Here is an 18,678-nt window from a genome sequence, read left to right as displayed (position 1 = left end):
GAGGGGAGGGTCCATGGACAGGCCGACCGGTAGCCACGGGGACGACGTGCACCACGCGATCGCCCCGCGGCGGGTGTCCTTCGACTGGGAGGACACCCCGCTGCACTGGATCCCGAACGAGCCCACCGCGACCCATGTCATCAACGTGCTGCATCTGCTGCTGCCCGCGGGGGAGCGGTGGTTCGTGAAGGTCTTCAAGGAGGCGCTGCCCCTGGTCCGCGACCCCGAACTCCTCAAGGACGTGAAGGGGTTCATGGGCCAGGAGGCGACGCACAGCGTGCAGCACGCGTACGTCCTCGACCACCTCGCCGCCCAGCGGCTCGACACCGCCGACTTCACGAAGTACGTCGACTTCCTCTTCGAGAAGCTGCTCGGCGACGAGCCGCCCCGCGGGGTTCCGATCCCGGCAGAGGAGTGGCTGCGGTTCCGGCTCTCGGTGATCGCGGCGATCGAGCAGTTCACGGCGGTGCTGGGCGACTGGGTGCTGGCGGCGGAGGGACTCGACCTCGCCGACGCCGACGAGGTCATGCTGGACCTGCTGCGCTGGCACGGCGCGGAGGAGGTCGAACACCGCGCCGTCGCCTTCGACATGTACCAGCACTGCGGCGGCGAGGGTGCCGCGCGGTACGCCCGCCGGCTCGCGGGCATGGCCGTCACCGCGCCGATGATGCTGTACCTGTGGGGCTGGGGCGCCGCCTACCTCATCCGCCGAGACCCCCGGCTGGCCGGGCGCCTGCGCTACTCGCTCGCCGAGCACAACAGAGCGGTCCGCAAGGGGTTGTTGCCCACCTGGCGGGAGCTCGGCGCGGCCGTGCCGCGCTATCTGCGGCGGTCCTACCATCCGTCGCAGGAGGGCTCACTGCGCAGGGCGGTGGAGTACCTCGCACAGTCTCCGGCCGCACGCTCGGCGGTGGGCGCGATGACCCGGGCGGCGACGGCGTAGGACCCGGCGGGGTGGACAGGCGAGAGGGCGGCAGGGGAGACGCGTACGGCGGGAGGGCGGAGAGATGAGTGAGGAGCCGGGCGGGGCGGCGTACCGCATAGAGGACCTGGCGCACCGCAGCGGTGCCACGGTCCGTACGATCCGCGCCTACCAGGACCGGGGGCTGCTCCCCCGGCCCGAGCGGCGCGGCCGCGCCAACGTGTACGCGAACGCCCATCTGGCCAGACTGCGGCAGATAGCCGACCTCCTCGACCGCGGCTACACGCTCGCGTCGATCAAGGAGCTTCTGGAGGCGTGGGACGCGGGGCGGGGACTCGGCGGTGTCCTCGGGCTGGTCGCGGAGGTCGACGGACCGTGGACCGACGAGGAGGCCGCGCGGATCTCCCGGGCGGAGCTGGACGAACGGTTCGGTGGACGTCACGACGACGCGGCAGTGGCGGACGCGGTGGAACTCGGCGTCCTGGAACCGGTTGTGGGGGACGAGGACAGTTTCCTCGTGCCGAGCCCCCAAGAGCTCTCCGCTGCGGCTGAGTTGCACAAGGCGGGCGTCCCGCTGTCGGCGATCTCCTCCCACCTGCGGGAGTTGAGGGGACAGGTCGAGCACATCGCCTCCCGTTTCCTGGAGTTCACGACCGAGCACGTCTTCGCGCGCTACCTGGGGGAGCATCCGCCGAGTGACACGGAAGCCGCCGAAGCCGCCTCGCTCGTCCGACGCCTGCGACCGCTCGCCCAGCAGACCGTGGACGCCGAACTGGCGCGGGCCATGCGGATGTTCGCCACTCGCCACCTGCGGCAACACCTGGCCAAGGAAGAACCTCCGGAGCAGCGGAAGGAGATGCGTGTAGTGGAGCTACCGGTCGGCACAATGCACGCTGTGGAGGGGCTCGTTGGCGCGGAGCACGTGGCTGAATTCATCACGGCTGCCACCGAACGTGAGTTGCACACACGCTCCTTGGACCGGCTGACGGCAAATCACAGTAATCACAGCATTATTGACGACGCACCATAAAACACAAGCCTGTTGTCCACAGAACGATCAATTCCCCTGTGGATAACAGCACTTGGTTGTGGATCAAACCTCGGAGCCAAAATCACCTGCGTGATCCGCCTCTCGCCAGGCACGCTGGACGCATGAAGGAACAGAACGAGGAGCGGACCGCTGATCCGACGGTCGGACCAGCGGATGAACCGATGGACGACAGACGCACCGTGAAGGTGTCGAAGTACCTGTCGAAGCATCTGCGGCACCAGCCCGAGCGGATCGGGCTCGCCCTCGGCGAGGGAGGCTGGGTCGAGATCGACACCCTGATCGCCGCCGCGGCCACACACGGCTTCCGGTTCACGCGCGACGAACTCGACCATGTGGTGGCCCACAACGACAAGCGGCGCTTCGCCGTGGAAGGCACCCGGATCAGGGCCAGCCAGGGCCACTCCGTGGAGGTCGACCTCGGGCTGCCCGAGGCGACACCGCCCGCGTACCTCTACCACGGGACCGTCTCCCGCACGCTGGACGCGATCCGCGCCGAGGGCCTGCGGCCCATGAACCGGCACGCCGTGCACCTCTCCGCGGACCGGGAGACCGCCACCCGCGTCGGCGCCCGCCGCGGCCGGCCCGTCGTCCTCTCCGTGGACGCCGCCGCCATGCGCCGCGACGGCCACGTCTTCCACGTCAGCGCCAACGGCGTCTGGCTGACCGAGGCCGTGCCCCCGCGCTACCTGCGGTTTCCCGGCCCGCACTGAGACCGGCGCCTCGGGGGCCGCGCCCTGCGCGACAGGGAGGCGCAGGCCCCGGGATGCGGACCCGCCGGGTACCGGCACGACACGGGAACGCCGGGCGGGGTGATCTCCCCGGGTCCGCGGTCACGTCCCGTTCCGCTTAGGCTCGATTCATGAGTCTGCGTCTGAGCACCGTGATCCTGCCCCACGTCCGCTGGCACGAAGGCGGCCGTTCCACCTGGCAGCGCGCGGAGCAGCTCGGCTTCCACACCGCGTTCACCTACGACCACCTGTCCTGGCGGACGTTCCGCGAGGGCCCGTGGTTCGGAGCCCTCCCGACGCTGACGGCCGCCGCGGGTGTCACCGAACGGCTGCGGCTCGGCACCCTGGTGACGTCACCGAACTTCCGCCACCCGGTCCCCCTCGCCAAGGAACTGATCTCCCTCGACGACATCTCGGACGGCCGGATCACCCTGGGCATCGGCGCGGGAGGTTCCGGCTTCGACGCCACCGCGCTCGGCCAGGACCCCTGGACCCCCCGGGAGCGCGCCGACCGCTTCGGTGAGTTCGTCCCGCTGCTCGACCGCCTCCTCACCGAGGACTCCGTCTCCTACAGCGGCAACTTCTACTCGGCGCACGAGGCGTACGACATCCCCGGGTGCGTCCAGCGCCCCCGGCTGCCCTTCGCGGTGGCGGCCACCGGGCCCCGCGGGCTGAAGCTCGCCGCCCGCCACGGCCAGGCCTGGGTGACCACGGGCGACCCCAAGCTGTACGAGACGGGCACCCCGGACCAGTCGGTTCAAGCCATTCGCGGACAGATCGACAAGCTGGCCGACGCGTGCGCCGGAATCGGCCGGGACGTGGCGGAGCTCGACAAGATCCTGCTGACCGGCTTCACCCCCGACCGGGCCCGACCGCTGGAGTCCGTCGACGCGTTCGTCGACTTCGCGGGCCGGCACGCCGCGCTGGGCTTCACCGACCTCGTGATCCACTGGCCGATCCCCGACTCGGACTTCGCCGCCGACCAGAAGATCTTCGAGCGGATCGCCATGGAAGCGGTCGCGCAGCTCCCCTGAGCCCCGTCGCAGCGCTCCCGCCCCGCTCGCACCGCGCACGGTCCCGACGGGCTGTAACCGCCCTGGTGAGGACGGTAACCACTCAAGTGTGCGGACCGCCGCACGACCGTGCGCGCATATGCGGGAGAATGGGCGCGTGACCTCAGCGACTCGCCGGCCCGAGACTCCGGCCTCCACCGTCCCGACCCGGCTGATCGCCACGGACCTCGACGGCACCTTGTTGCACGACGACAAGACGGTGTCGGCCCGCACGATCGCCGCCCTCGCCGCCGCCGAACAGGCCGGCATCGAGGTCTTCTTCGTCACCGGCCGCCCGGCCCGGTGGATGGACGTCGTCAGCGACCACGTCCACGGGCACGGCCTGGCGATCTGCGGCAACGGCGCCGCCGTGGTGGACCTGCACGGCGGCCCCGGCGCCCACCGATTCGTCAAGGTCCGTGAACTGGCCCCGGACATCGCCCTCGACGTCATCCAGCTGCTGCGCGCCACCGCGCCCGGCACCGTGTGCGCCGTCGAGCGGACGTTCGGCCTCCATCTCGAACCGGGCTATCCCCTGATGCACATGGAGCCCCCGGAGATCGTCTCGCCCGCCGAGAAGCTCCTCGCGAAGGACGCGCTGGACGCCGACCAGCCCGTGCTGAAGGTGCTGGCGTTCCACCCGGAGATGGACCCCGACGACTTCCTCACCGTCGCCCGCACCGCCATCGGCACCCGGGCCAACGTGACCCGGTCGAGCCCCAGCGCGCTCCTGGAGATCAGCGGCCCCGGCGTCTCCAAGGCCAGCACCCTCGAACTGTGCTGCGCCGAGCGCGGGATCGCACCCGAGGAGGTCGCCGCCTTCGGTGACATGCCGAACGACGTCGAGATGCTCACCTGGGCCGGGCGCTCGTACGCGATGGGCAACGCCCACCCCGCCGCCGTCGCCGCCGCCTCCGGCCGCACCGCCCCGAACAACGAGGACGGCGTGGCGATCGTGATCGAGCGGATCCTGGCGGAGCGGCTGTAGCTCTCTCCCGGCAGCGGCGGATTCCGGCACCGGTCGGTCGCCTCCGACACCGACCGGCACCCCGCCGCAGCGCGGCGCGACGTCCTCACGGACGCTGGGCTCGGGATGCGGGGCGCCGGGTGCGGACCGCGGCGCTCGGCTTCGGCGCGAGTGGTCCTGTCGGTCGTGCGGAGCCACGACCGCGGCCTGCCGGAGTCCGGTGGACCTACACGACCACCCCGTGCTCGGCCAGCCACGGCACCGGATCGACCGCCGAGCCCATCTCCGGAGTCACCCGCACCTCGAAGTGCAGGTGCGGGCCGGTCGAGTTGCCAGTCGTGCCGGACTGAGCGATCCACTGGCCGGCCGCCACCTGCTGGCCTTGGTCGACGGTCACCGCGGCGAGGTGCGCGTACTGCGTGTAGTAGCCGCCCGGGTGCTCGATCACGATCTCGATGCCGAAGGCTCCGCCGCAGGTCACCTTCACCACCCGGCCCGCCCCGGCCGCGCGCACCGGCGTGCCGATGGGGACGGCGAAGTCCTGCCCGGTGTGCCGGTTCGCCCAGCGGTCACCCCCGCTGCCGAAGCCCGCTGACAGTTCGTACGTCTCCACCGGTGTGACCCACGCACGGGTCGAGTCCGGAGCCGGCTGGTCGAGCCGGACCGCGCCCCGGCAGGCCCCTGCGGCCACCGAGGCGTCCGCCTGGCTCTGCAGGGTCGACCGTGCCTCCTCCAGCTTCGCCTGGATGGTCCCCTTCATCCTGGCGAGTTCGCCGGTCCGTTTCTCCAGCGCCTGCCACGCCGACCGCGCCTTCCCCTCATCGGCAGCGAGCCGTTCCTCCGCACGCCTGCTCTTTCCGACGGAGTTCCCGACGGCCAGGTCGGCCCGCCAGATGGCGCGCTGACCGCGCATCAGGTCGTCGGGGTCCTTCGCGAGGAGGATCTGCGCGCTGTAGGGGAGGTCGCCACCCTGCCGGTACTGGGCGCGTGCGATCCGGCCCAGGTCCTCGTGCAGCACCGCGATCTCCTGCCGCTCCCGTGCCAGCAGCTTCTCGGCCCGCTCCGCCCGGCCTCGCTGCGCCTCCGCGTCGAGCCGCCCCGCCTCGTACTGCCGCGTCGCCACGGCTGCGTCCTCGTACAGCCGCGCCACCTGTGCGCTGACACCCGGTTCCGCGCCGTCGCCCTCGGCCACCGCCGGACGGGCGACGACCACCGCGGCCGCGCACAACAGCACCGGGATGAGCAGGGGATGGCGACGAGGAGAGCGCATGGAAGCGATCGTGTCCCGCCCCGCCGGACCCGGCCTGTTCTAGGGGTGCACCCGGGGGACGGACCGTCACCAATGGCTCAGCGATGGGGTGTCGGGGGCCCATCGCAACGCCCCCTGTACGTACGGCGATCAGTGCGGCACCTGCCACACCACCGTCGTACCGCCCCCGTTCTCCCCCAGCCCGGGCCCGTACCAACTCGCACCGCCCAGCGACTCGGCGCGCCGCTTGAGGTTCCTCAGGCCACTGCGGCGGCCACCCTCGGGGATGCCGACACCGTCGTCCGCGACCGAGAGGCGCACCGCGGGCCGCCCGTCCGGCAGCACGACGTTCGCGTCGACCGTGACGTCGATGCGAGACGCCCCGGCGTGCCGGAAGGCGTTGGACAGGGCTTCGCGCAGGGCGGCGATGAGGTTCTTGCCGGTGAGTTCGCCGACCACGGTGTCGACGGCGCCGACGAAGCGGTGGCCTGGCTTGAAGCCGAGGGGGACGGCGGCCATGTTGATCTCGCGCAGGACGCGGGTCCGCAGGCCCGACGGCACCTCGGCGGGACCCTGCTGGAGGGCGAAGATGGCGGTGCGGATCTCCTGGATGGTGATGTCGAGTTCGTCGACCGCCTTGCCCACGCCCCGCTGCACCTCGGGAACGTTCGACCGGCGCTGCGCGCTCTCCAGCATCAGCCCGGTGGCGAACAGCCGCTGGATGACGAGGTCGTGCAGGTCACGGGCGATCCGGTCGCGGTCCTCGTAGACCGCGAGCCGTTCCCGGTCGCGCTGCGCCTCGGCCATCATCAGCGCGAGGGCGGCCTGCGAGGCGAACTGCGCGGCGAGCGTCCGTTCCGACTCGGAGAACGGGCGCTCCCCGCGGCCCCGGGGGGTGACGAGGGCACCGACGACCCGGCCGCCGCTCTGCAGGGGGAGCAGCATCGCCGGCCCGTAGGCACGGGCGAGATCCGTCAGCATGCGCGGATCGGTGGCCGCGTCCTCGACGAACACCGGCTCGCCCTCGCGGAGTTCGGCGACGACCTGGCTCTCCGGCGGGACGACCACGCCGAGGGCCTTCGAGGGGTGTTCCGAGGCGACGGCGACGATCTCCAGGCCGCCGTCCTCGGCCGGCAGCAGCACGATCCCGGCGGCGGATCCGGAGAGCCGGCGTGCCTGTTCGGCGACGACCTGCAAGGCGTCCTCGGCATCGCCGCCGGCCAGCAGCGCGGTGGTCACGGCGACCGAGCCGTCGATCCAGCGCTCGCGCTGCTTGGCCGCCTCGTAGAGCCGGGCGTTGCCGATGGCGATCCCCGCCTCCGTCGCCAGCACCCGGACCATGTTGAGGTCGTCGTCCCCGAAGGCACCACCGCCGCGTTTCTCGGCCAGGTAGAGATTGCCGAAGATCTCCCCCTGCACGGTGATCGGCACCCCGAGGAAGCTGCGCATCGGGGGATGGTCGGCGGGGAAACCGCACGAGCGCGGGTCTTCCGCCAGGTTCGTGAGGCGGACGGGATCGGGGTCGTGGACGAGCGCTCCCAGTAGTCCCTTGTGGCCGTCGGGGAGCCGTCCGATGCGCTGCGCGGTCCCGGGGTCGACACCGTGGAAGACGAAGTCGGCGAGTCCGTGCGCGGTCTCCGACACGACGCCGATGGCCGCGTACCGCGCGTCCGTGAGATCGGCGGCGGTCTCGCAGATCCGGTCCAGCGTGGAGTGGAGTTCCAGTCCCGACCCGACCGACCGCATCGCCTCCAGCAACCGCGGTACCCGGGCGGCCAGCTCGGCGTCCGGGCCACCGGAACCGGGACCGGGACCGGGACCGGAGCCGGAGCCGGCCGTCCGGCCCGGCACGCCGGTGCCGTCGTCCGGAGCGGGAGAAGCGGAAGCTGCTGCCATGCCCCCGAGCCTAGTTAGTCCCATTTGCCAGGGAAAGTCGACCCTGGGCGGCGGCGCTGACCGGGATCACCCGGGAGCACTCGCCCCACCCGGAATCGGCAGCGGCTCGGCGGGACGCCACCTTCCCGGCGCGGGGGAGAACCGGCACCCCCCATCCGTCCCCGACAGCCCGGGTCGCGGTCACCCCACCACCGCCCCCACCAGCAGATCTCCGGCGGTCTCCCGCTCCACCATCTCCCGCAGCGGTCCGTCGACGGCCGACAGGTCCGCGAAGGGCCCGCGCTGGACCACCGCGCCGTCCGCGAGCACGATCACCTCGTCCACCGCGTCGAGCCCGGCGAGCCGGTGTGTGATCAGCAGCGTCGTACGGCCCTCGGTCGCGGCCAGCAGATCGGCGGTGAGCGCGTCGGCCGTCGCCAGGTCGAGATGTTCCGCCGGTTCGTCGAGGACGAGGACGGGGAAGTCGGCGAGGAGCGCGCGGGCGAGCGCGAGCCGCTGGCGCTGGCCACCGGACAACCGCGCCCCGTGCTCACCGATCAGCGTGTCCAGGCCGTCCGGCAGTCCGTCCACCCAGTCGATGAGCCGGGCCCGCCCGAGGGCGTCGCGCAGTCCGGCCTCGGTCGCGTCCTTGCGGGCGAGAAGCAGGTTCTCGCGCACGGTGCTGTCGAAGAGATGCGCGTCCTGCGCGCACAGTCCGACGAGCCGCCGCACGGAGTCCCCGTCCGTGCCGTACGCGTCCACGCCGCCCAGCGTGTACGTCCCCGCTTCCGCGTCCAGGAACCGCAGCAGCACCTGGGCGAGCGTCGTCTTGCCCGCCCCGGAGGTACCGACCACGGCGACCCTGCGGCCTTCGTCCAGTGTCAGATCGAGGCCGGCCAGCGCGTCCCGGTGCTGTCCGGCGTGGCGTGCTCGCACCCCTTCCAACCGCAGCGGGAACGGCGAGGCGGGCGCCTGCCGCGGCCGCTCCGGTTCCCGTACGGGATCAGGGGCGTCCAGCACCTCGTACACGCGCTCCGCGCTCTTGTGCACCCGTTGCCGGTACTGCACGGCGAGCGGCAGCCCCATGACGGCTTCGAAAGCGGCCAGCGGGGTGAGGACGACGACGGCCATCAGGACGCCGTCCAGCCGTCCGGCGGCGACGGCCTGGGCGCCGACAAGCGCGGTGGCCGCGACGGTCAGGCCGCAGACGAGCGCGGTGAGTCCGTCGCCGAGGGCGGTCGCGGTCGCGGCCCGTGAGGAGATCCGTGTCAGGACTCCGTCGGCCCGGCGGGTTTCGGCGGTACGGGCGGGCAGGGCGCCCGCGACGGTCAGCTCGGCGGTACCCGTGAGCAGGTCGGCCACCTGGGTCGCCAGCGCTCCGCGGGCGGGAGCCAGCCGTCGCTCGGCGCGGCGGGCCACGGCGCCGGTCACCAGGGGCACACCGGCGCCGGCCGCCAGCAGCCCGACGGCGAGAGCCGCTGCGGCCTCGGGCAGCAGCCAGGCGGTGAAACCGACGGACACGGCGGACACCATGACCGCCGCCCCGGCGGGCAGCAGCCAGCGCAGCCAGTAGTCCTGCAGCGCGTCGACATCGGCGACGAGCCGCGACAGCAGGTCGCCCCGCCGGGTGGTGCGGAGCCCGGCGGGCGCGAGACGTTCCAGGCGCCGGTAGACGGCGACCCGGGTGTCCGCCAGCATCCGCAGCACGCCGTCGTGCGACACGAGCCGCTCCGCGTACCGGAACACCGCCCGCCCGATGCCGAACGCCCGGGTGGCGGTGACCGCCACCATCAGATAGAGCACCGGCGGATGCTCGGAGGCCCGCGAGATGAGCCACCCGGAGGTCGCCATCAGACCGACGGCGCTTCCCAGCGCGAGGCTGCCCAGGAGCAGGGCGAGCGCGAGCGGCCCCCGTCGGGGAGCGGCCATGGCCCGGACGCGGGCGAGGACGCCACCGTGCCTGCTCGCCACGGGCGTGGTCCCGTCTCCGTCCGCCACGGCAGGAGCAGTCGGTTCGATGCCCCGGGTCGCCTGCACGCCGGCCCCGAGAAGAGCGAGGTCCGTGGCCGAGTCGGTGACCAGCTCCGCGAGCCGGGCGTCCTCGGGCGAGGCGGCCTCCAGACGGATCACGCGGTCCGCGACCCCGAGCAGGGCCGGCCGGTGCACCACCAGGAGTACCGTCCGCCCGACGGCGAGGCGCCGAACCGTCTCGACGACCTCCGCCTCCGTCGCTCCGTCGAGCGAGGCGGTCGGCTCGTCGAGGAGCAGCAGGGGCCGGTCCGCGAGGAACGCCCGGGCCAGCGCGAGGCGCTGGCGTTGTCCGGCCGACAGGCCGGCGCCGTCCTCGCCGAGAAGGGTGTCGGCACCGTCCGGGAGCGCGTCGACGAATCCGGCCGCGCCCGCGTCGACGAGAGCCCCGCGTACCGCCACGTCGTCCGCGTCGGGGCGTGCCAGCCGTACGTTCTCGGCGATGGACCCGGCGTACAGATGCGGTCGTTGCGGCACCCAGGCGATCCGGGAGCGCCACTCCGTCAGGTCGGCCGCGGAGAGGTCGACTCCCCCGGCCCGCACCCGGCCCGCTGTGGGCTCCACGAACCCGAGCAGGACGTTCAGCAGCGTCGACTTGCCCACGCCGCTGGGTCCGACGAGGGCGACCGTCTCACCGGGTGCGACGGTGAAGGAGACGTCCGAGACCGCGTTCGTGGAGCGTCCCGGGAACCGCACGGTCACACCCTCGAAGCCGATCTCCCCTGCCGGTGCGTGCAGGGATCCGACGGCCGGCGCGGGGGTCTCCAGCACCGCGAAGATCTCCTCCGCGGCGGCGAGCCCCTCTGCGGCGGCGTGGTACTGGGCCCCCACCTGGCGCAGCGGCAGATACGCCTCGGGCGCCAGGACGAGGATGACGATCCCCACGTACAGGTCCATCTCGCCGTGGACGAGTCGCATACCGATGGTCACGGCGACGAGGGCGACCGAGATGGTGGCGAGCAGCTCCAGGGCGAAGGAGGAGAGGAAGGCGATCCGCAGCGTCCGCATGGTCGCCTGCCGGTACTCGCCGGTGATCTTCCGGATCGACTCGGCCTGCGCCTTGGCCCGGCCGAAGACCTTCAGTGTCGGCAGTCCGGCGACGACGTCCAGGAAGTGCCCGGAGAGACGCGACAGCATGCGCCACTGACGGTCCATCTGGGCACGGGTTGCCCAGCCGATCAGGACCATGAAGAGGGGGATCAGGGGAAGCGTGCCGACGATGATCGCCGCCGACACCCAGTCCTCGGTGACGATGCGCGCCAGTACCGCCACGGGGACGACCACCGCGAGTCCGAGTTGCGGCAGGTAGCGCGAGAAGTAGTCGTCGAGGGCGTCGACCCCCCGCGTGGCGAGGGCGACCAGCGAACCCGTCCGTTGGCCGCTGAGCCACCCCGGGCCGAGGAGCGCGGCGCGTTCCAGCAGCCGCCCCCTCAGCTCGGACTTGACCACGGCACTCGCCCGGTGAGCGGCCAGCTCGGTGAGCCAGGCCACCACGCCCCGCCCGATCGCGACCGCCACCAACAGCACGAGCGGTGAACGGAGTTCGGTCGCGGAGAAGCCGTGCTGGAAGGCGCCCACCACGACTTCGGCGATGAGCATCGCCTGGGCGATGACCAGCGCCGCCCCGACGGCACCCAGCACCACGACCGCCAGCAGGAAGAGGCGGGTGGCTCGGGCGTACCGGAGCAGACGCGGATCGATTGGTTTCACGTGAAACACACCCTTGGCTCATCAGGCACGTTTCACGTGAAACATGCCCACTACGTCGGACTCAGTGCGACACATCCGCGGCGATGTGCTGCGTACCGATGCGCTTGCGGAACACCCAGTAGGTCCAGCTCTGATAGAGCAGGACGATCGGTGTGGCGATGCCGGCACACCAGGTCATGATCTTGAGGGTGTACGGGCTCGACGACGCGTTGGTGACCGTGAGGCTCCAGTCGTCATTGAGCGAGGACGGCATGACGTTCGGGAAGAGCGTCAGGAAGAGCATCGCGACGGCAGCCACGATGGTGACGCCCGAGAGCATGAACGCCCATCCCTCCCGGCCCGCGTTGACCGCCACCAGCGCCGCGACGAGTGCGACAACGGCGACGATCAGCGCGGCGAGCGATCCGCCGTCACCGTTGTCGGCCTGGGTCCAGAGCAGGAAGGCCAGCGCCAACAGCGCCGTGACCAGGCCGAGTCGCAGGGCCAGTTTGCGGGCCCGCTCACGGATGTCGCCCACCGTCTTCAGTCCCACGAACACCGTGCCGTGGAAGGTGAACAGGGTCAGGGTGACCAGGCCGCCGAGAATCGCGTACGGGTTGAGCAGATCCCAGAAGTTGCCCACGTACTCGAAGTTCCGGTCGATCTTGACCCCGCGCACGATGTTGCCGAATGCCACACCCCAGAGGAGCGCCGGGATCAGCGAGGTCCAGAAGATCGCGGTCTCCCAGTTGCGCTGCCAGTGCTCCTCGGGCCGCTTCGCCCGGTACTCGAAGGCGACACCGCGCACGATCAGGCAGACCAGGATGATCAGCAGCGGCAGGTAGAAGCCGGAGAAGAGGGTGGCGTACCACTCCGGGAAGGCCGCGAAGGTCGCGCCGCCCGCCGTGAGCAGCCACACCTCGTTGCCGTCCCACACGGGACCGATCGTGTTGATCAGCACCCGCTTCTCGGTGCGGTTCCGGGCCAGCAGCTTCGTGAGGATGCCGACTCCGAAGTCGAAGCCCTCCAGGAAGAAGTAGCCGGTCCACAGGACCGCGATGAGGACGAACCAGACGTCGTGAAGTTCCATGACTCAGCAGCTCCCTGGGCCTAGTAGGAGAAGGCCATCGGCTTGTCGGCGTCATGGGAGTCGCCGCCGATCTTGGTGGGCGGGTTGAGGTCGGCGTCCGTCAGCTCGGGCGGCCCTGCCTTGACGTACTTCACGAGCAGCTTCACCTCGATGACGGCGAGGATCGCGTAGAGCGTCGTGAAGACGATCATCGACGTGAGGACCTCGCCCTGCGAGACGGTGGGGGAGACCGCGTTCCGGGTCTGCAGAACGCCGTACACCACCCAGGGCTGACGACCCATCTCCGTGAAGATCCATCCCCAGGAGTTGGCGATCAGCGGGAAGCCGAGGGTCCAGATGGCGATGCGCCAGGCCCAGGTGGTCAGCTTCGGGCCGAGTGCCTTGCTCTTGAAGAGGACGATATGCGGCACCTCGTCGTCACCGACCCTCAGATGCTGGGGCAGCATGAATTTCTTGCGGGTCACCCAGAGTCCGAACAGGCCGATCACGAAGGACGCCATACCGAAGCCGATCATCCAGCGGAACGCCCAGAAGGTGACCGGGATGATGGGCCGGTAGTCGCCGGGCCCGTACTTCTGCTGCTCGGCCTTGTTGGTGTCGTTGATGCCCGGGACGTACGAGTTGAAGTTGTCGTCGGCGAGGAAGGACAGTATCCCCGGGACGGAGAGCTCGACGGAGTTGTGGCCCTTGCTCACGTCTCCGTAGGCGAAGATCGAGAACGGTGCCGAGTTCTGGCCGTCCCACAGCGCTTCCGCGGCGGCCATCTTCATCGGCTGCTGCTTGAACATGACCTTGCCGAGCAGGTCCCCGCTGACCGCCGTGAGCAGGCCGGCGATGACGACGGTGACGAGGCCGAGCCGCAGCGACGTCTTCATGACGCCGATGTGCTTCTTGCGGGCCAGATGGAAGGCGGCGATGCCCACCATGAAGGCGCCACCGGTCAGGAAGGACGCCGTGAGGGTGTGGAAGGCCTGGGTCAGCGCGGTGTTCTGGGTCAGCACGTGCCAGAAGTCGGTGAGCTCCGCGCGCCCCTTCGCCTTGTTGATCCGGTAGCCGACGGGGTGCTGCATCCACGAGTTGGCCGCGAGGATGAAGTACGCCGACAGGATCGTGCCGATCGAGACCATCCAGATGCAGGCCAGGTGGATCTTCTTCGGGAGCTTGTCCCAGCCGAAGATCCACAGCCCGATGAACGTCGACTCGAAGAAGAAGGCGATCAGGGCCTCGAAGGCCAGCGGCGCGCCGAAGATGTCGCCCACGAAGCGTGAGTAGTCGGACCAGTTCATGCCGAACTGGAACTCCTGCACGATGCCGGTGACGACGCCCATCGCGATGTTGATCAGGAAGAGCTTGCCCCAGAACTTGGTCGCCCTGAGGTACTTCTCGTTCTCCGTCCGTACCCAGGCCGTCTGCAGGCCGGCGGTGAGCGCGGCGAGCGAGATCGTCAGGGGGACGAAGAGGAAGTGGTAGACGGTGGTGATACCGAACTGCCATCGCGCCAAAGTTTCCGGCGCCAGAGCCAATTCCACGTCGCAGTCTCCTTACGTCACCGTGGTCACAGCGGCAGTTTGCCCGCTTTGTCACGGACATCACGGGAGCAACCAGGACACGTTTGTGAACGCGTTCACATTCACAAGCAATTATGACGCATGCCCGTTCGAGCCTTGACACGTGGGGGGTCCCTCAGGGGGAGCGGCGGCGACGACGGTGATCGCCCCGACGGATCGGCACACGGACCGGGCACGGACCGGGACCTAACTACCGAAGATCCCGCACACGCCGTATCCGCCCCGACACCGGACAGAACCGGGCCGGCCCGGAACGATCCCGGGCCGTGCGACCGGGCGAGACGGACCGCTCCCCGGAGGAGACGGATGCGGATGCGGGGACGAGGACGACGGGCAGCGGGCAGCAGGCAGCAGGCAGCAGGCAGCAGGCAGCAGGCAGGAGAACGCGGCGGGGACGGTATCGGCACCCGCCGTTACCGTCCCCGCCGCTATGACCGACGACTACAGCTCCTGGCGGAACGCCTCGCACGCCTTGACGAAGATGTCGTTCGCCTCGGTCTCGCCGATGGTCACACGGACGCCCTCGCCCGCGAACGGACGCACGACGACACCCGCCTGCTCGCAGTGGGCCGCGAAGTCGACCGTCCGCTCCCCCAGGCGCAGCCACACGAAGTTGGCGTGCGTCTCGGGAACCGTCCATCCCTGGCCGCGCAGGGTGTCGACCACCCGGCTGCGCTCGGAGACGAGGGAGCCGACCCGGCCGAGCAGTTCGTCCTCGGCGCGCAGGCTCGCCACTGCGGCGTCCTGCGCCAGCTGACTCACGCCGAACGGCACGGCCGTCTTGCGCAGCGCGGCCGCCACCGGCTCATGGGCGATCGCGAAGCCGACCCGGAGGCCGGCCAGACCGTAGGCCTTGGAGAAGGTGCGCAGCACGCAGACGTTCGGCCGGTCGCGGTAGATCGCCACGCCGTCCGGCACCTCGACGTCCCGGATGAACTCGCGGTACGCCTCGTCCAGCACGACCAGCACATCGCTCGGCACCCGGTCGAGGAAGCGCTCCAGCTCGGCCCGGCGCACCACGGTGCCCGTCGGGTTGTTCGGGTTGCAGAGGAAGATCAGCCGGGTCCGGTCCGTGATCGCGTCGGCCATCGCATCCAGGTCGTGCACCTCGTCCGGCGTGAGCGGCACCTTCACCGAGGTCGCGCCGGAGATCTGCGTGATGATCGGGTACGCCTCGAAGGAGCGCCACGCGTAGATGACCTCGTCGCCCGGACCGCTCGTGGCCTGCAGCAGCTGCTGCGCGACACCGACCGAACCGGTGCCCGTCGCGAGGTGGGAGACCGGGACGGCAAAACGGTCCGCCAGCTCGTTCATCAGCCCGGTGCACGCCATGTCCGGGTAGCGGTTGAACGAGTCGGCCGCGGCGGTGACGCTCTCGATGACACCGGGCAGCGGCGGATACGGGTTCTCGTTGGAGGACAGCTTGTAGGCCACGGCACCGGTCGCGGCGGGCTTGCCGGGCTTGTAGGTGGGGATCCCCGCCAGCTCGGCACGCAGCTTGGGGCTCGTCTCGCTCACCGCAGTCCTCCTCGTGACCACCAGCGGCTCAGACCGCCACCGGCTACCAATGCTTCTCACCTTATGAGGATTCGGCTCCTGTGCGAATGGCCTGTGGACAACCGGGCACCGTGTGGCCTCCCCCGCAGTGATCCACGCGGGAAGGGGCAGCGCCCGGGGATGCCGTCCGAACGGCCGGGCATCCGTGTACGAAGGTGCACGAATAGGGGGGCGCGTCGGCGTTCATCACATGCGCCGGTGGCCCGCGCCGTGGCGCGCATCCCTCGTACAGGTGAGTTGAGACCTCTTCGAAACATGGCCCACTTGGCAGGCCCATGCGCGTCGACAAGTCACGTACTGGCATTGGATCGTTCAACTACCTTTTTTTCCAAGGCAGTTAGCGGTTTTTGACCATGCAGAAACGTGCCTGTCAACGCGTGCATATGCGTCCGCACTACCCCACCGCATGAGCCCTACTATCGGCTCGCCATGACAGCAGCAGGGAAGCACCAGGTGAGCCGGGCGGAGACCACCCGCCGCGGCGGTCGGCCGGGCCGGGCGGGTATCAGAGACGTGGCCGCGGCCGCGGGGGTCTCCATCACGACCGTGTCCGATGCCCTCAACGGCAAGGGCCGGCTCCCGGACGCCACCCGACGCCATGTCCGCGAGGTCGCCGACCGACTGGGTTATCGCCCGTCCGCGGCGGCCCGAACCCTCCGTACCGGCAAGTCCGGCCTGATCGGCCTGACCGTGACCACCTACGGGGATGAACCTTTCACCTTCACCGAGTTCGCGTACTTCGCCGAGATGGCGAGAGCCGCCACCTCGGCGGCACTCGCGCGGGGATACGCCCTGGTCATCCTCCCCGCGACCTCCCGCCACGACGTGTGGTCGAACGTGGCCCTGGACGGAACCGTGGTCATCGACCCGTCCGACCAGGACCCCGTCGTCAGCGAGCTGGTCCGCCAGGGCTTACCCGTCGTCTCCGACGGCCGCCCGGCCGGGGCGCTCCCGGTCACCGCCTGGGTGGACAACGACCACGAGGCCGCCGTCCTCGGCATCCTCGACCACCTGGCCGCCGCCGGCGCGCGCCGCATCGGCCTGCTCACCGGCACCACCACGGACACGTACACCCACCTCTCGACGACCGCCTACCTGCGCTGGTGCGAGCGCGTGGGCCAGGATCCGGTCTACGAGGCCTATCCGGCGCACGATCCGTGCGCGGGAGCCGTCGCCGCCGACCGCCTCCTCGCGCGACCCGACCGCCCCGACGCCGTCTACGGTCTCTTCGACCCGAACGGCACCGACCTGCTGGCCGCCGCCCGCCGCTACGGCCTGCGCGTACCCGAAGACCTGCTCCTGGTGTGCTGCAGCGAGTCCACGGTCTACGCCAGCACCGAGCCGCCCATCACCACGCTCTCCCTCAAACCGCGCAGAATCGGCACAGCCGTCGTCCAGCTGCTGATCGACGCCATCGAGGGGGTCGAATCGGACCAACCGGTCGAGCAGGTGATACCGACGGAGCTCATCGTGCGGACCTCGTCGCAGCGCAGGCCGCCCCGGACGACGGTCAGCCCGCCCCGATCACCCGAAGAGGGCTGACCCCGAAGCGGCAAGGGCGGGGAAACCCCCGCCCAATTCGGGCGAAAACCACGGTGGACCGGCCTCCTGTTCCGATTCACCACCCCTGGGTCATCACATGGCGCGATCCGCATTCCTATGATGGGCGGACGACACCGCGGGCCGCTGCGACCAGGCAGTCCGAACAGGTGCAGATGCGGCGCGATGGTGGTGGAGGGGTCGATGACTCAGGGGGCCGGTCAGGGACCCGAGGTGATGCGGACGGCGACGTTGCGCGACTTCCGGGTTCCCGCTTACGTCCACGAGACCGGTCCGTACGCGCAGAACACGCCTCAGGGCGAGGGCGCCGGACCCGTCGGGCAGTCCGGGCTGTACCCGTCGGGAGAGGCCACGCCGTACGCGGTCATGGACTCCACCGAGGACTTCCCGGGCGAGCTCCCGGGAGAATTCCCCGAGGGATACACGCCCACACAGCGCGATCTGCCGGTCATCAACCGAGGTGACACGGTTCAGGTCTCCGTCGACCCGGCGGCCGCCCCGGCACCCGAAGAGGGCCCCGGGCCGCTGTACGTCGTCGGCGACGTGCACGGCTACCTCGACCAACTCGTCGCCGCGCTCCAGGAGCAGGGTCTCCTCGACGCCGCGGGCAACTGGTCCGCGGGCACCGCGCGTCTGTGGTTCCTCGGCGACTTCACCGACCGCGGCCCGGACGGCATCGGCGTGATCGACCTCGTGATGAGGCTCTCCGCCGAGGCGGCCGCGGCCGGCGGCTACTGCAAGGCGCTCATGGGCAACCACGAGCTGCTCCTGCTCGGCGCCAAGCGGTTCGCGGACACCCCCGTCAACTCCGGCGCGGGCACCGCCACCTTCCAGGCCGCCTGGCTGCTCAACGGCGGCCAGAAGACGGACATGGACCGCCTCCAGGACCACCACCTCCAGTGGATGGCCCGCCTCGACGCCATGGAACTCGTCGACGGACACCTGCTGGTGCACTCCGACACGACCGCCTACCTCGACTACGGCGACTCGATCGAAGCGGTCAACGACACCGTCCGCGAAACCCTCACCCGCAACGACGCCGACGAGTGCTGGGACGTGTTCCGCAAGCTCACCAAGCGCTTCGCCTTCCGCGACGACGGCGGCTCCGAAGCCGTCCGCGAACTGCTCGGCACCTACGGCGGCACACGCATCGTCCACGGTCACAGCCCCATTCCGTACCTCCTGGGCGAGGTCGGCACGGAAGAGGGCGAGGACAGCACGGGCCCCGTGGTCGAGGGGCCGCACCTCTACGCCGACGGACTCGCCATCGCGATGGACGGCGGAGTGACCATGGCCGGAAAGCTACTGGTTCAGCAACTTCCGCTGGATATCTGACCGTTCA

Annotated in this window: 13 protein-coding genes; 7 read left to right on the top strand and 6 right to left on the bottom strand. The window is 70.5% G+C overall.

The features are described from left to right. The first annotated feature begins 13 nt into the window (after positions 1-13). The 5 genes from OG406_RS20705 (at position 14) to OG406_RS20685 (ending at position 4,741) form a co-directional block, all read left to right on the top strand. Positions 14-943, top strand: coding sequence for a metal-dependent hydrolase (locus tag OG406_RS20705; protein ID WP_329187117.1), 930 nt, complete (start codon positions 14-16; stop codon positions 941-943). A gap of 64 nt (positions 944-1,007) precedes the next feature. Further along, complete coding sequence (locus tag OG406_RS20700) at positions 1,008-1,952, top strand: MerR family transcriptional regulator (protein ID WP_329187115.1); 945 nt, start codon at positions 1,008-1,010, stop codon at positions 1,950-1,952. Positions 1,953-2,134: 182 nt separating this feature from the next. Then, on the top strand, positions 2,135-2,683 hold the full coding sequence (locus tag OG406_RS20695; RefSeq protein ID WP_266849485.1) for an RNA 2'-phosphotransferase: 549 nt from the start codon (positions 2,135-2,137) through the stop codon (positions 2,681-2,683). A gap of 149 nt (positions 2,684-2,832) precedes the next feature. Beyond that, positions 2,833-3,735, top strand: a complete 903-nt coding sequence (locus OG406_RS20690) for an LLM class flavin-dependent oxidoreductase (RefSeq protein ID WP_266615054.1) — start codon at positions 2,833-2,835, stop codon at positions 3,733-3,735. A 136-nt stretch (positions 3,736-3,871) separates the two neighbouring features. Next, positions 3,872-4,741, top strand: coding sequence for an HAD-IIB family hydrolase (locus tag OG406_RS20685; protein ID WP_329187109.1), 870 nt, complete (start codon positions 3,872-3,874; stop codon positions 4,739-4,741). 205 nt (positions 4,742-4,946) lie between these two features. Here the strand turns inward: OG406_RS20685 and OG406_RS20680 are convergent, their stop codons facing one another. The 6 genes from OG406_RS20680 to hisC form a co-directional block, all read right to left on the bottom strand. Then, entirely contained in the window at positions 4,947-5,990 is a 1,044-nt protein-coding gene (locus tag OG406_RS20680; RefSeq protein WP_329187107.1) for a M23 family metallopeptidase, read from the bottom strand. 129 nt (positions 5,991-6,119) lie between these two features. After that, on the bottom strand, positions 6,120-7,865 hold the full coding sequence (locus tag OG406_RS20675; RefSeq protein WP_443067092.1) for a sensor histidine kinase: 1,746 nt from the start codon (positions 7,863-7,865) through the stop codon (positions 6,120-6,122). A 180-nt stretch (positions 7,866-8,045) separates the two neighbouring features. Next, positions 8,046-11,582 carry a thiol reductant ABC exporter subunit CydD gene (gene cydD / locus OG406_RS20670; protein ID WP_329187105.1) on the bottom strand — a complete coding sequence of 1,179 codons (3,537 nt, stop codon included), beginning with the start codon at positions 11,580-11,582 and terminating at the stop codon, positions 8,046-8,048. Between the two features lie 61 nt (positions 11,583-11,643). Continuing rightward, complete coding sequence (gene cydB / locus OG406_RS20665; RefSeq protein ID WP_164372670.1) at positions 11,644-12,651, bottom strand: cytochrome d ubiquinol oxidase subunit II; 1,008 nt, start codon at positions 12,649-12,651, stop codon at positions 11,644-11,646. A gap of 20 nt (positions 12,652-12,671) precedes the next feature. Then, complete coding sequence (locus tag OG406_RS20660) at positions 12,672-14,180, bottom strand: cytochrome ubiquinol oxidase subunit I (protein ID WP_266615059.1); 1,509 nt, start codon at positions 14,178-14,180, stop codon at positions 12,672-12,674. A 480-nt stretch (positions 14,181-14,660) separates the two neighbouring features. Continuing rightward, the gene (hisC, locus tag OG406_RS20655) at positions 14,661-15,737 is read right to left on the bottom strand and encodes a histidinol-phosphate transaminase (protein WP_081218289.1); all 1,077 of its coding nucleotides are present in this window, start codon (positions 15,735-15,737) and stop codon (positions 14,661-14,663) included. A gap of 468 nt (positions 15,738-16,205) precedes the next feature. Between hisC and OG406_RS20650 the strand changes: the two genes are divergently transcribed. Continuing rightward, positions 16,206-17,318 (top strand): LacI family DNA-binding transcriptional regulator, encoded by a 1,113-nt coding sequence (locus OG406_RS20650; protein ID WP_267051315.1) that lies wholly within the window; start codon positions 16,206-16,208, stop codon positions 17,316-17,318. A gap of 201 nt (positions 17,319-17,519) precedes the next feature. Then, the gene (locus OG406_RS20645; RefSeq protein ID WP_323179414.1) at positions 17,520-18,671 is read left to right on the top strand and encodes a metallophosphoesterase; all 1,152 of its coding nucleotides are present in this window, start codon (positions 17,520-17,522) and stop codon (positions 18,669-18,671) included. Positions 18,672-18,678: the final 7 nt, after the last annotated feature.

This window comes from Streptomyces sp. NBC_01428, from assembly GCF_036231965.1.
Classification (GTDB): domain Bacteria; phylum Actinomycetota; class Actinomycetes; order Streptomycetales; family Streptomycetaceae; genus Streptomyces.
This window is presented reverse-complemented; position numbering and strand designations above follow the sequence as displayed.